The 13589-nt window shown below is 66.0% G+C and carries 12 protein-coding genes and 1 pseudogene; 9 read left to right on the top strand and 4 right to left on the bottom strand.

From position 1 onward, the window contains the following. Entirely contained in the window at positions 1–195 is a 195-nt protein-coding gene (locus tag ABLE92_RS19155; RefSeq protein WP_348806369.1) for a zinc transporter Slc39a7, read from the top strand. Positions 196–204: 9 nt separating this feature from the next. Here the strand turns inward: ABLE92_RS19155 and ABLE92_RS19160 are convergent, their stop codons facing one another. Then, on the bottom strand, positions 205–756 hold the full coding sequence (locus ABLE92_RS19160) for a dihydrofolate reductase family protein (RefSeq protein WP_348806370.1): 552 nt from the start codon (positions 754–756) through the stop codon (positions 205–207). 88 nt (positions 757–844) lie between these two features. Beyond that, a complete protein-coding gene (locus ABLE92_RS19165; RefSeq protein ID WP_348806456.1) occupies positions 845–1798 on the bottom strand; it encodes a LysR family transcriptional regulator in 954 nt (317 codons plus the stop codon). Positions 1799–1876: 78 nt separating this feature from the next. Between ABLE92_RS19165 and ABLE92_RS19170 the strand changes: the two are divergent. Then, positions 1877–3268: pseudogene (locus ABLE92_RS19170) on the top strand (MFS transporter). Further along, positions 3265–4014 carry a 3-hydroxybutyrate dehydrogenase gene (locus ABLE92_RS19175; RefSeq protein ID WP_348806371.1) on the top strand — a complete coding sequence of 250 codons (750 nt, stop codon included), beginning with the start codon at positions 3265–3267 and terminating at the stop codon, positions 4012–4014. The pseudogene ABLE92_RS19170 and the gene ABLE92_RS19175 overlap by 4 nt, the downstream one beginning before the upstream one ends. Positions 4015–4024: 10 nt before the next feature. On the opposite strand, the gene ABLE92_RS19180 is transcribed toward ABLE92_RS19175, so the two are convergent. Beyond that, positions 4025–4855 (bottom strand): SGNH/GDSL hydrolase family protein, encoded by an 831-nt coding sequence (locus tag ABLE92_RS19180; RefSeq protein ID WP_348806372.1) that lies wholly within the window; start codon positions 4853–4855, stop codon positions 4025–4027. A 420-nt stretch (positions 4856–5275) separates the two neighbouring features. On the opposite strand from ABLE92_RS19180, the gene ABLE92_RS19185 reads away from it, so the two are divergent. The 6 genes from ABLE92_RS19185 to ABLE92_RS19210 all read left to right on the top strand — a co-directional run bounded on the left by ABLE92_RS19185 (position 5276) and on the right by ABLE92_RS19210 (position 12807). After that, positions 5276–7141: an oleate hydratase gene (locus ABLE92_RS19185; RefSeq protein ID WP_348806457.1), complete on the top strand. Its 1866-nt coding sequence runs from the start codon at positions 5276–5278 to the stop codon at positions 7139–7141. Between the two features lie 143 nt (positions 7142–7284). Further along, positions 7285–7794, top strand: coding sequence for an SDR family NAD(P)-dependent oxidoreductase (locus tag ABLE92_RS19190; protein ID WP_348806373.1), 510 nt, complete (start codon positions 7285–7287; stop codon positions 7792–7794). A 218-nt stretch (positions 7795–8012) separates the two neighbouring features. Next, a complete protein-coding gene (locus ABLE92_RS19195; RefSeq protein ID WP_348806374.1) occupies positions 8013–8429 on the top strand; it encodes a hypothetical protein in 417 nt (138 codons plus the stop codon). Between the two features lie 177 nt (positions 8430–8606). After that, entirely contained in the window at positions 8607–10814 is a 2208-nt protein-coding gene (locus tag ABLE92_RS19200; RefSeq protein WP_348806375.1) for an MMPL family transporter, read from the top strand. A gap of 38 nt (positions 10815–10852) precedes the next feature. Beyond that, on the top strand, positions 10853–12130 hold the full coding sequence (locus ABLE92_RS19205) for a sensor histidine kinase (RefSeq protein WP_348806376.1): 1278 nt from the start codon (positions 10853–10855) through the stop codon (positions 12128–12130). After that, on the top strand, positions 12127–12807 hold the full coding sequence (locus tag ABLE92_RS19210; RefSeq protein ID WP_348806377.1) for a response regulator transcription factor: 681 nt from the start codon (positions 12127–12129) through the stop codon (positions 12805–12807). Before ABLE92_RS19205 ends, ABLE92_RS19210 begins: the two co-directional genes overlap by 4 nt. A 4-nt stretch (positions 12808–12811) precedes the next feature. On the opposite strand, the gene ABLE92_RS19215 is transcribed toward ABLE92_RS19210, so the two are convergent. After that, entirely contained in the window at positions 12812–13513 is a 702-nt protein-coding gene (locus ABLE92_RS19215; RefSeq protein ID WP_348806378.1) for a hypothetical protein, read from the bottom strand. Positions 13514–13589: the final 76 nt, after the last annotated feature.

A 13589-nucleotide genomic window follows, 5' to 3' on the forward strand; every position in this document is an offset into this window, starting at 1 on the left:
ATGTCCGAACCCACTCCCGAAGTGCACACCCACGAGCACTCCCACGATGGTGGCGCGCACGTCCACGCGCACACCACCCACAGTCACGATCATGTGGAGCACGCCCACACCCACACGCACGACGACGTCGAGCACACCCACGCCCACGTGCATCAGGCGGGATTGACCACCGAGCACGCACACTCGCACCACTGAATCCGCGCCTCAGTTCGTCGAATACCTCAGTAACGCAACACCATTGCTGAACGACGTGCAGTCGTCGAGGTGGAGGGCTGGGACGTCGGTCCCGTCCGGGAACAGTCGCCGGCCCCGGCCCTGCACCGCCGGATAGACGAACAGTCGGTACTCGTCCACCAGGCCGGCACCGATCAGGGCATGGGTGAGTGCGATGCTGCCGGTGACGACGATGTCCTTGCCAGGGAGTTCCTTCAACGCCAGAACCTCTGCGACGGTGTCGATTCCGGAAAGGATCGAGGTGTTCTGCCACTGCGGATCGGTCAGCGTCGACGACACGACGTACTTCTCGACGGTATTGAGGTAGTCGGTGATTCCGGTGGCGTCGTCATCCTGTCGCGGCCAGTACCCGCGAAAATCCTCGAAGGTCTTACGCCCCAACAGAAGTGCGTCGGCCTGCGCGTCCTGGCGGTGACTCTCGGCCAGTAGGTCGGGGGTCTGATCGGTGGGATCGAACCACGTGGTGAGCATCTCGATCGATCCGTCGAGAGTGATGTTCTGTGTGACAACGAGTTTGCGCATTTCTCCTCCTGATGGTCGTGGTGGACCCGACAAGGGGGTAGACCACGTGCGCGGCGAGAAATCATCGCTCACCGACGAAATCGCCCGGCTACTCCCGGGGTGATGCCGCACCCAGCAGGGCGGATCTGTGGCCCTCGACGACGCGGCGGATGGCGTCGATGACCGCGGCGACAGCGGGGCGTCGGAAGGACTCCGCGCGGGCGACCAGCCAATAGGTGAGTTGTGCGTTCACGTCGGGCAGGACGCGGATCAGATCGTCATGACGGTCGGCCAGATAGCACGGCAACAGCCCGATACCCGCGTGCGCACGAGTGGCCTCCACGTGGACGAAGACATTCGTCGACGTGACCCCCTCGGCCATCTGCGGTACCAGCGTCCGCGCAAGGTCGAGGTCGTCGACGGCCAGCATCGAGTCGACGAAGTACACGAGCGGATGCGCGGTGAGCTCTTTCGGGCTCTCGGGCATGACGTGGTCGGCCGCGTACTGCCGCGACGCGTACAGCCCGAGGCGGTAATCGGCCAGCCGCAGTGCCTCGGCGCGGTGGACGTGCGGCTCGCCGACGACGATCTCGATGTCGAGACCGGTGCGCGTGTGCGACGCGACCCGCGTGGCCGTCACGATCTCGACGCTGACGCCCGGATGTCGGGAGCGCACGTCGACGGCGGCGGGCGCAGCGAGCAACGCGGAGAAGCCGTCGGTGGCCGACAGTCGCACGACGCCGCTGAGTGCGGGCTCACCCTGGCCGGTGTCGTCGAGATCATGCAGTGCGGCCTCGATGCGTTCGGCTGCGGCGAAGGCGCGTCGGCCCAGGTCGGTCAGTTCCCATCCGCCGGTTCCGCGTGCCAGCACCCGGCCGGCCAGCGCCTTCTCCAACTGCTCGATGCGGCGCGAGACGGTCGTGTGATTGAGGCCGGTGACGTCGGCGGCGGTGGTGAAACGCCCGGTCCGGCCGACCGCCAGCAGGATGCGGAGATCCTCGGAGCTGACCTTGTCCCAGCGCATATCTGCATTCTTGCAGATGTGGTGCGACGGATCGTCCATTGAACGCGCATCGATGAGCACCAATACCCGAATGAACGTGAGCGCCATCACAGTGGCGGTGTTCTGAGAGGAGTGGCAATGTCAAACGTCTCGAGTCCGGGGATCGGTGAGCCGGAGACGTACCGCCCATCGGGTCTGCGACGTGTGGTCGCCGCATCCATGGCGGGCACCATCGTCGAGTGGTACGAGTTCTTCCTGTACGGCACCGCCGCCACGCTGGTGTTCAGCAAGGTGTTCTTCCCGGCCGGCGGCAACGAACTCGACGCGATCATCGCCGCCTTCGTCACCTACGCCGTCGGCTTCGTCGCCCGACCACTCGGTGGTGTGGTGTTCGGTCACTACGGCGACAAGTTCGGCCGAAAGAAGCTGCTGCAGTTCAGCCTGATTCTCGTCGGTGCGTCGACCTTCCTGATGGGCTGCCTGCCGACCTACGCCGCGATCGGGTATCTCGCACCTGCCCTGCTGGTGGCGTTGCGGTTCATCCAGGGATTCGCGGTCGGCGGTGAGTGGGGCGGCGCGGTCTTGCTGGTCGCCTAACACAGTCCCAGTCGTCGACGGGGTTTCTGGGCGTCGTGGCCGCAGGCGGGCGTGCCGATGGGCAACCTCGTCGCGACCGTCGTGCTGCTGATCCTGACGTCGGTGCTCAGCGACGAGGCCTTCCTCGGCTGGGGGTGGCGCGTGGCCTTCTGGCTGTCGGCGGTGATCGTCCTGGTCGGCTACTACGTGCGGACCAAGGTCACCGACGCCCCGATCTTCGTCCGGGCGCAGGAGGAGGTCGAGGAGGTCAAGGCGTCGTCGTTCAGCGTCCTCGAGGTCATCAAGCTCTACCCGCGTGGCGTGCTCACCGCGATGGGCCTGCGCTTCGCCGAGAACATCATGTATTACCTGGTGGTCACCTTCTCCATCACCTACCTGAAGATCGTCGTGCACGCCGACACCGCCCACATCCTGTGGTGGATGCTCGTCGCCCATGCCGTGCACTTCGGTGTGATCCCGTTGGTGGGCAGGCTCTCCGACCGCGTCGGACGTCGGCCGGTGTACGCGATCGGCGCCGTCACGGCCGGTCTGTGGGGATTCTTCGCCTTCCCGATGATGAACAGTGGTCACAACACCGTCATCATGCTGGCGATCATCATCGGCCTGGTCTTCCACGCCTTCATGTACGCCGGACAGCCGGCGATCATGGCCGAGATGTTCCCGACGCGGACGCGGTATTCCGGTGTGTCCCTGGGCTATCAGGTCACCTCCATCGTCGCCGGGTCGCTCGCCCCGATCATCGCCGCGGCACTGCTCAGCCGATTCCACTCCTCGGTCCCCATCGCGATCTACCTGGCCGCGGCCGCCGTCGTCACCCTGATCGCGGTGTACTTCGCCCGCGAAACCCGGGGCATCACACTGGAATCCATCGACGCCGCCGACGCCCGCGACAACCTCGGAATCGGTTCGCGCCGTGAGCAGGTGAGCGCATGAGTGCGGAGTTCGCCGGACGTCATGCCCTGATCACCGGTGGCGCCAGGGGAATCGGAGCGGCGTGCGCGCGGGCGCTGGCCGACCGCGGCGCCGAGGTGCTCGTCGCCGACCTCGACGAGGTGGCCGCCAAACAACTCGCCGCCGACATCGGTGGGCAGGCCTGGGGTGTCGATCTCCTCGACACCGCCGACCTCGAGGATCTGCACCTCGACGTCGACATCCTGGTCAACAATGCCGGTATCCAATCGGTCGCGCCGATCGAAGAGTTCGAACCCGACACGTTTCGCCGGATGCACGCCCTGATGGTGGAGGCGCCGTTCCTGTTGATCCGGGCGGCGCTACCGGCCATGTACCGCAACGGTTTCGGACGCATCGTCAACATCTCGTCGGTGCACGGCCGTCGGGCGTCGGCCTACAAGTCGGCCTACGTCTCGGCCAAACATGCCCTCGAAGGGTTGTCGAAGGTCGCGGCGTTGGAGGGGGCGTCGCACGGCGTCACCAGCAACTGCGTGAGTCCGGGGTACGTCCACACCGAACTCGTCGACAAACAGATCGCCGATCAGGCTCGCGTGCACGGCATTTCCGAGGCCGACGTCGTCGAGAACGTCCTGCTCACCGAAACCGCGATCAAGCAGATGGCGACGCCGGAGAATGTGGCCTCGTTGGTGTGCTGGCTGTCGTCGGCGGATGCCGGCATGGTGACCGGCGCGTCCTACGCCATGGATGGCGGGTGGAGCGCGAGCTGAGGTCCGCCGGTCAGCGCACCTGCGTGCGAATCCACTCGGCGATCTTGGCCATACCGATCTCGTTCGGATGCCCCGATACCGCCAGCGACCGCGGCACCGTCCCCTCGAACCACGGCTGCGCGGCGCACGGGTCGTGACCCACCGAACGTCTCATCACATCGATGAACGCGGCGTCATACCGTTGCGCGATCCGTGCCTGGGCGGCATTGACTTTCGTCATGAACGAGTTCATCCAGCGGGCATCGGCATCCGACGCCGGGACGAACGGCCAACATCCGCGGGTGCCGATGACGCCACCGTGGCCGACGATCACGATCCGGGCGTGCGGCGCCGCCGCGGCCCGCACCGCCCGCACCGCCGAATCCATCACCGCCGTCATGTGATTCAGTGATCGGTCGGCGGCCGCCAGGTGCGCCCCGTTGGTCCGGCAGCGGGCATCGCCACCCGGCACCTGTGTGGTACACCGGCCGGCGATGGCGCCCCAGTTCAGATCATTGCCGCCGATGGAGATGGTGACGAGATCCGTGGACCGGGTAACCCACCGGATCTGCGGCGGGATCGGGCCGAAAGGTCCGTTCTCCGGGAGATGAGTGATGTTGGCCGCCCACGCGCCGGCGCATGAGCGGTCGACGAAACTGTGCGGTCCGATGCTGCGGGCCAGGACGCGCGGGTAGGACACCGAACTCTGCCAGCATCCGTTCGCCGGCTCGAAGGCGGGCAGCGACCCCGCCGCCCGCGAGTCGCCGAGGGCGACGTAGTTCAGCCCGGGCGGCAGGGCGGCAGCGGTCGGTGTACTGATGAGCGGTGCGCTCAGCGCGATGAGGATGACGATCGCCGACACGATGCCGGCACGCCGTGCGCCGATCGTCGTCCCGCGCCGACGCCGAGGATGTGTCCGCCTGACAATCGTTGTGATGAATGGATACGTTGCCCTATCTCGACACCCATTTCACATCGAGACGTGAGCTCACTGCTCACCGACTGTCGGCGGCCGCCGACGAAGGAATCGTCAGCATCCCGAGCACTCGTCGGTTGCTCGAGCACGAAGACCGTGGAAGCGACAAGATGCGGCGTGCCGGAGCAATGATCCATGCCGAGATACGGGGATGGTGGGTGCGCTCTTGTACATGCGGGCCACCATGTGTCGGACACGTCATTCCTGAGAGCAGGTGAAGTCACCTACGGAATTGGTCCGATGATCACCGGGGGATGATAGATGTGGATGACGGGGGTACGGAGAATCTCCAGCGAGAGGCAGACGGTGTACTACAGCAGTGGCAACTACGAAGCATTCGCACGTCCACGTAAGCCCAAGGGTGTCGACGACAAAACCGCCTGGTTCGTCGGGGCAGGCCTCGCGTCCCTGTCCGGGGCGGCATTCCTGATCCGCGACGGACAGATGTCCGGCGACAAGATCACCGTTTTCGAGCGATTGAAGCTGCCGGGTGGCGCACTCGACGGCATCAAGGAGCCCGAGAAGGGGTTCGTCGTCCGCGGTGGCCGCGAGATGGAGAACCACTTCGAGTGCCTCTGGGATCTGTTCCGGTCGATCCCGTCGATCGAGATCGAGGGCGCCAGCGTGCTCGACGAGTTCTACTGGCTCAACAAGGATGATCCCAATTATTCCTTGCAGCGCGCCACCATCAATCGCGGTCAGGATGCGCACACCGACAACAAGTTCACCCTCAGTGATCGGGCGCAGAAGGAGATGGTCAAGGTCTTCCTCGCCACGCGTGAGGAGATGGAGAACAAGCGCATCGACGAGGTCTTCGGCGACGAATTCTTCGCCAGCAACTTCTGGTTGTACTGGACCACCATGTTCGCCTTCGAACGCTGGCATTCGGCGCTGGAGATGAAGCTCTACATCCACCGATTCATTCATCACATCGGCGGATTGCCGGACTTCAGCGCCCTCAAGTTCACCAAGTACAACCAGTACGAATCGCTGGTACTGCCCCTCTACACGTGGCTGCTCGATCAGGGTGTCACCTTCCACTTCGATACCGAGATCACCGACGCCGACTTCGATCTGTCGTCAGATCGCAAGCAGGCCACCGCAATTCATTGGATCGCTGGCCCGCACAGCACGATCGGTGAGGCGGGCGAGGGCGTGACCGAACTCGGTGCCGACGACCTGTTGTTCATGACCATCGGGTCGCTGACCGAGAACTCGAACAACGGTGATCATCACACTCCGGCCACCCTCGACGAAGGGCCCGCCCCGGCGTGGGATCTGTGGCGCCGCATCGCCGCGAAGGATCCGTCCTTCGGACGACCCGACGTGTTCGGTGGCAACATCGCCAAGACCAAATGGGAATCCTGCACGGTCACCACTCTCGACAAGCGCATTCCCGAATACATCCAGAAGATCACCAAGCGGGATCCGTTCTCCGGCAAGGTCGTCACCGGCGGCATCGTCACGGTCAAGGACTCCAGCTGGCAGATGAGCTGGACGGTCAACCGCCAGCCGCATTTCAAACAGCAACCCGAGGACCAGATCGTCATCTGGGTGTACTCGCTGCTCGTCGACACCCCCGGTGATCACGTCAAGAAGACGATGTCGGAGTGCACCGGAGAAGAGATCGTCTCCGAGTGGCTGTACCACCTCGGGGTGCCCGATGACGAAATTGCCGACATGGCAGCCACTTCCGCGAAGGCGGTGCCGGTGATGATGCCGTATGTGACCTCCTTCTTCATGCCGCGTCAGGCCGGTGACCGACCAGACGTGGTACCGGCAGGGGCGGTCAACTTCGCCTTCATCGGGCAGTTCGCTGAGACGAGCCGCGACTGCATCTTCACCACGGAGTACTCCGTTCGCACACCGATGGAAGCGGTCTACACACTGCTCGACATCGAACGTGCGGTGCCCGAGGTGTTCAACTCCACCTACGACGTGCGCAGCCTGCTGGCCGCGACGAGCCGACTGCGCGACGGCGCGGTGGTCGACCTGCCCGGACCGAGCAAGATCCGCGACGCGATCCTGGGCAAGGTCCAATCCAACGAGGTCGGATCAATTCTCGCCGAGTACGAGCTGATCCCGGCCGTCGGCAAGGGCCGGACCATCCGCAACGACGCCATCGACCTCAACGGCACGATCGGCGATCGGGCCCCGGAGTCGGGGGACTGACCTGCGGCGGGTTCGCGGGTAACGGTCGGCCACCGCGGTACTGTCGCCCCGATACGGTGCGCCGCTGACCCTCGACGACAACGCCGACAGTCTGAAAGACGTTGCGCGACAGCTGGATAGCGATCGCGCGATCTCCCCGCGTCGTGGATGTCTCTGACATCGCGGCTGTGGAGGTCGGGCGGTCGCCGTCGGCGTCTGCGAGTTCGGCTGGAATCGATGTCGTGATCGCCAACGCGGGCATTCACAGTGACGGAACGGTCCGCCACGTCGATCCGGTCGCGTTCCGCCGGCTGATCGAGGTGAATGTGATCGGGGTGTTCACCACCGTTCAGGCGAGTACCGAGGCGATCATCGAGCGACGGGGGTACATCCTGATCGTGTCGTCGGCGGCCGCCGACCTGCCGATGGCCGGCGTCGTCGGTGAGGTGCTCGGACTCTTCCAGAGCCTGCGGCCCACCTACGAAGTGTCCCGGGAAGACAGAACGCTCGTGGTGAACATCGTGTCGATGACCTTCCTGATGCCGATCATCATGTTCGCCGTCATCCAGTTCCTGCTGACCGCGCTGATCCAAAGCCAGTCCGCGGCGGTCGCCATCCTCATCCCGGCACCTTCACATCGCTCGCCTCGTGAGCGAAGAGCATCGATCGGATGAGGGGACGCCCGAGTATCAGATTCGCCGCGATGATGAAGATGGTCAGCAGCACCGCCACCTGCGATCGTGGAGTGTGCCAAGCTGGTCTACTACTCGGGCGCCGGGTTCCTGGCACAATCCCCGCCCCGCCGGCGTGGACACGAACACCACCTGGAACGTCGGCGATCCCGTTCACCGCCGTCTCGCATTGAGGTCGCTCTGCGGGGTTACGCTGGGTTGTGCTCTACCTTTCCCTCGTCGTCATCGCCGTGGTCGCGGCGAGCGCGTGGGTGCTGTCCTATCGCCGCTCCACCCAACCTCGCCGGAATCCGGATCTCTTCGTCGCCCTGTCGCAACTCAACGACCGGTCGGGGTCGCGCGGCCCGTGGCGGGCCGCGGAGGTCATCGATGCGAAACACCACATCGAGGCTCGCGCCGCCTGGCCGTCGGCGGTGGTCGGGACGCTGTCGGTGGGGGCCGCGGTGCTGATTGTGCAAGACCCGTCGAACATGATCGCCGGAGCCGGATTACGATGGGTGACAGGCGAATTGCTGGTGATTGCGCTCATCTCGGCGGTGTGGACGGGCCTGTGTGTCCACCGTGCCGCGCGGCTCGTGGTCGGGCAGGCCGATCTGCATCGCGGGCTGCCGAGATGAGGGCTCTACTGCAGGTGCAGTACTCACTCGGCTCACGTGTCCTCCGATATCAGTAGCGAAAGTGCCTCCCACCGCGCGATGACCGCGCGTCGTCCTCGTCGGAGGATCGAACCCGACGATTCATCCGGTCGATTCGAATGACCGGTTCATCAGAGGATGGGATTCGCTGTGGCTTCGATGCCGGCACGTCTGGGTGCCTTCGCTTTCCGGCGACGGGCGACCGTGGCGATCGTGTGGTTGCTGGTTCTGGCCGGCACCCTGATCGCGATGCTCTCCGCGCCTCCCGCCCCACCCGACGACTTCTCCATGCCGGGCACCGAATCGCAGCGCACCTTCGAGCTGATGGACGAACGCTTTCCCGGTGTGAACGCGGAAACCGGCAGCGCGACAGTGGTCTTCGTCGCTCCGGAAGGTTCGCAGATCACCGATCCGCGATACCGCGCCACCATCGACGAGGCGGTCGCAGAGCTCGGATCGGTCGATCAGGTCGACAGGGTGGACGCCCCCTTCGATTCCGATGCGGTCAGCGCCGACAAGTCCGCCGCCTATGCATCGGTGACCTTCGACGTCGGCGCCGCGTCGGTCACCACCGCGACGCGGACGGCCGTCGACGACGTGGTGGCCGGGGCCCGGGTCGGTGGCCTGACCGTCGATGCCGGTGGTGACGCCCTGGAATCGGGTGGTCCGACCGGCGTCGCCGAGATGATCGCGATCGCGTTGGCGGCGGTCATCCTGCTGGTCACCCTCGGCTCGATCGTCGCGGCCGGCCTGCCGTTGCTGACCGCGCTGGTCGGCGTCGGGATCAGCATGCTGTCCATCCTGGCGCTCGCCGACACGCTGGGATTGTCGTCGACGTCGTCGACGCTGGCGCTGATGCTCGGCCTGGCCGTGGGCATCGACTACGCACTGTTCGTGGTCTCCCGCTACCGCGAGGAACGGGCTGCGGAACGCACCCCGATCGACGCGGTGTCGATGACGGCCGGCACCGCGGGGTCGGCGGTGCTGTTCGCCGGGCTGACCGTCGTCATCGCGCTGGCGGGTCTCACCGTGATCGGCATGCCCATGCTCACCAAGATGGGATTGGCGGCCGCCGGCGCGGTCGTCGTGGCCGTCCTCGCGGCACTCACCCTGGTGCCGGCGATCATCGGCTTGGCCCCGCAACGGGTGCTGTCGCGGAAGGCGCGCCGCGACGGGGTTGTCGTCGTCGAAGGCAAGGGTTCGACGAAACCCTCTGCGGCACAGCGCTGGTCGGGGTTCATCCTGCACCGTCCCATCCTGTCCGTGGTGGTCGGGGTGCTGGCGCTCGGCCTGCTGGCCATCCCGGTCGCCGATCTGCGACTCGGCATGCCCGGCGATGAGTCGAAGTCGACGTCGACGAGTCAACGACGCGCCTACGACGAGTTGGCAACGGCCTTCGGCCCGGGCTTCAACGGCCCGCTGATGATCGTCGTCGACGCTCAGAACGCCCCGGCTCCGCATGCCGCGGTCACCACGATCGCCGACCGGATCGCCGCGGTCGACGGCATCGCGTCGGTGTCCCCGTCGATGCCGAACGAGAAGGGCGACACCGCACTGTTCCAGGCGATTCCGACGACCGCACCCACCGACGCGCAGACCGAGACCCTGGTGCATCACCTGCGGGACATCCGCGGCGACCTCGTCCGTGGCACCGGGGCCACGTTCACCGTGACCGGCAACACCGCGATCAACATCGACCTGTCGTCGAAGATCCAGGGTGCGCTGGTGCCGTACCTGGCGACGGTGATCGGTCTGGCGGTGCTGCTCCTGCTCATCGTGTTCCGCTCGATTCTCATCCCGGTCACTGCGGCGCTGGGATTCCTGCTCTCGGTCCTGGCCGCACTGGGCGTCACCGTGCTCGTGTTCCAGAAAGGCGTCCTGGACAGCGTGTTCGGCGTGGAGGTCACCGGCCCCATCCAGAGTGCGGTCCCCATCTTCGTGATCGGCATCGTCTTCGGTCTCGCGATGGATTACGAGGTGTTCCTGGTCTCCCGGATGCGGGAGGCCTACGTCACCGGCGTCGGCGCCCGAGAGGCGATCGCCCGCGGGATGACGCAGAGCGCACGGGTGGTCGTCGCGGCGGCGCTGATCATGATGGCCGTCTTCGGCGGGTTCGTCGTCGAATCCGATGCGTTCATCAAGATGCTCGGGTTGAGTCTGGCCGCGGCGGTGCTGTTCGACGCCTTCGTGGTGCGCCTGTGCATCGTCCCCGCCGTGATGGCGTTGCTCGGGGACAGTGCGTGGTGGTTGCCGCGGTGGCTCGGCCGAATCCTGCCTGCGGTCGACATCGAGGGTGGTGCGTTGGACAAGTCCGACGCGGTGCCCGAGCCGGAATCGGGAACGCCGGCGGCGGACAGCCGGGCGTAGCGAGGCGACCACCGCCGGCGCCGGGTGCGGGATCGGCCATGATGGAGACCAGGGGGCACGAAATCGAGGAGGTGGACGCCATGCGGGAGTCGACGGTGTGGCGGTCACTGACATCCCGATGGCGCGCCACGCCACACGTCTGGCTCGTCGATGCCGCCATCGCGGTCGCGGTCTTCGTGGCAGCCGTCGTCGGGGTGAACCTCGCCGACCCGGACGGGGTGCACCCGGGAAGTCTCCTCACCGCCGAGGCGCTGGTGTTGATCGCGTCGGCGTCGTTGCCGTTCGTGCGCAAGTTCTCTCCGGTGGTCGTCGCGATCACCACCCTGTGCATCGTGGTCCTCGGAATCCTGGGTTACGTTCTGACTCCACTTCTGTTGGCGCCGTTGATGGTTGCGCTGTTCCGGTTCGCGGCCGAGCACGCCGCCCGGGTGTCCTGGTGGACTGCGGCGGTGGTCTCGGTGCTCGTGATCGCCGCGGCGGTCGGAGGTCAGATCGACACCACCGTGGTGATCCGCACGCTCGGTCCCGCGCTGTGGGTGGTTCTCCCGGTGGTGCTCGGTACCCAGAGCCGGCTGAACGCGATGTATCTCGCCGCGGTCCACACCCGCGCCGACACCGCGGAACTGACGCGGGAGAGTGAGGCGCGCGCCCGGGTCGCCGAGGAGCGGGTCCGGATCGCCCGCGATCTGCACGACGTCGTCGCCCATCACATGACCGTCGCCAACGCGCAGGCCGGAACCGCTCTTCACCTGCTCGATGCGAATCCGGATGTGGCACGGGACCTGTTGGGCAAGCTCCAGAAGTCTACGGCCACAGCGATTGTCGAGATGCGTGACATCGTCCGCGTGCTGCGCACCCCCGAGGACGAGCCCGACGATGATCTGCGCTCGGCGCCCGGATTGGCGCAACTTCCGGATCTGCTGACGGCGGCGGCCGACGCCGGTGTGCGCGTCGACCTCGCCGTCGAGGGTGAGCCGATCGAGTTGGCCCCGGGAACCGACCTGACGGCGTACCGCATCATTCAGGAGGCCCTGACCAACGCCGCCAAGCATGCGGATTCGGCGCAGGCATCGCTCCGATTACGTTATGCACGTGACCACTTGACGATCACCGTCGACAACGCGGTGGTGGGCACGCCGACCCGGGCGTCGGGTTTCGGCCTCGTCGGCATGCGGGAACGCGCACAGTCGGTGGGTGGGGAGCTGCGTGCCGGACGGTTGCCGGACAACGGATTTCACGTGGTGGCGTCCCTGCCGATCACCACTCCCGAGCAGATGGCCCCGGTACGGCGGCCGGGTCGGGAGACGACGCCGTGATCCGGGTGCTGTTGGCCGACGATCAAGCACTCCTGCGCGAGACCTTCCGGATTCTGATCGATTCGACGCCGGATCTCGAGGTGGTGGCCGAGGCCGGTGATGGTGCCGAGGCGGTGCGGTTGGCGCGGGAACTGCGCCCGGACGTCGTCGTGATGGACATCCGGATGCCGCGGGTGGATGGACTCGCCGCCACCGAAAACATCTGCGCCGAGCCGAATTTGGCGTCGACGAGGATCATCGTGTTGACGACCTTCGAGACCGACGACCATGTGGTGCGGGCACTGCGCGCGGGCGCCGCCGGATTTCTCGGAAAGGATGTCAGCGCAGCGACTCTCGTCGATGCGATCCGCACGGTCGCCGGTGGTGACAGTCTGTTGTCGCCGGGGGCGACCAGGGCGGTGATCAATCAGATCGTCACCGGACCCGTTGCTGCACCGCAGGTGTCGACGCCCGGTATCGACGACCTCACCGCGCGTGAGGTGGAGGTCGTGCGGATGGTGGCCGACGGTCAGACCAACGACGAGATCGCCGCAGAGTTGTACCTCAGTGTGCTGACCGTCCGCACGCACGTCCAGCGTGCGATGCACAAGGTCGGTGCGCGTGACCGTGCGCAACTCGTCGTCGTCGCCTACAAGAATGGGTTGGCCGCGCCGCGGGGTGGACGGTCGGCGCCGTGAATGATCATGGTAACGAAGAAGATTGGCGATAGCGCCGAGACGGGTCGGCCTCGTCTGCGGTCTTGCCCCGTAGCCGGCTCGTGGGCTGATTCCCGATCAGCACGGCGACGCCCCAGATGATCAGGCCGACGGCGAGAACGATCCCGTGGGCGATCCGGAGGACGCCGGGCACAAAGAACACCGGTAGGAACACGGTGAGCCCGAAACCGGAGATCGCCGCGCCCAGCCGGTTCATGGCCGGTCCGCCGCGATCCCGCGCCGCCTGCACGATCAGCGCGATTCCCACTGCGGCCAGCAGGATCCAGCCGATTCCGAAGGTGATCATCGGGACCGGGGCGTAGCGAAACCCGTCCGCGATCTGAAGGGCGTCGTAGTTTGCGTTGTCGCGGGCCCAGTGTCCGAGCGCGTTGAGTCCGTAGGCCTCGGCGCCGTAGTAGGGCAGCAGAAACGACGCCGCCAGCCATGCGGTCAGCTCCAGCGCCGAACCTGCGCTCGGGAGAAAGCGCAGGGCGACGGCGATCAGCACGGACCCGACCATGGCGCACAGGTGGGCCGCCATCCACGACAGTGCGGCGAACATCTCGGCACCGGCGCGGCCCTCCTCGGATCCGAAACCGCGGATCAGTGGGTACAACGTGAACATCACTCCCGCTGCGATCATCGCGATGCCCGAGATGGCCGGTGCCGAAGTGGCGGTGCGCGGCATGTGTGGAGTCAAGGGTTCACCCGTCGTTGTTGCGAGCACTGCTCTTTTAATTAGAGAGCAGTGCTCACAAAGTGTC

This window comes from Gordonia oleivorans, assembly GCF_040044975.1.
Classification (GTDB): Bacteria; Actinomycetota; Actinomycetes; order Mycobacteriales; family Mycobacteriaceae; genus Gordonia; species Gordonia oleivorans.

Bases quoted from the DNA above. Each gene is read 5' to 3' on its own strand.
- ABLE92_RS19200 (WP_348806375.1), top strand. From the start codon at position 8,607: ATGCCGGCACGTCTGGGTGCCTTCGCTTTCCGGCGACGGGCGACCGTG.
- ABLE92_RS19165 (WP_348806456.1), bottom strand. From the start codon at position 1,798: ATGGACGATCCGTCGCACCACATCTGCAAGAATGCAGATATGCGCTGG.
- ABLE92_RS19215 (WP_348806378.1), bottom strand. From the start codon at position 13,513: ATGCCGCGCACCGCCACTTCGGCACCGGCCATCTCGGGCATCGCGATG.
- ABLE92_RS19160 (WP_348806370.1), bottom strand. From the start codon at position 756: ATGCGCAAACTCGTTGTCACACAGAACATCACTCTCGACGGATCGATC.
- ABLE92_RS19175 (WP_348806371.1), top strand. From the start codon at position 3,265: ATGAGTGCGGAGTTCGCCGGACGTCATGCCCTGATCACCGGTGGCGCC.
- ABLE92_RS19205 (WP_348806376.1), top strand. From the start codon at position 10,853: ATGATGGAGACCAGGGGGCACGAAATCGAGGAGGTGGACGCCATGCGG.
- ABLE92_RS19155 (WP_348806369.1), top strand. From the start codon at position 1: ATGTCCGAACCCACTCCCGAAGTGCACACCCACGAGCACTCCCACGAT.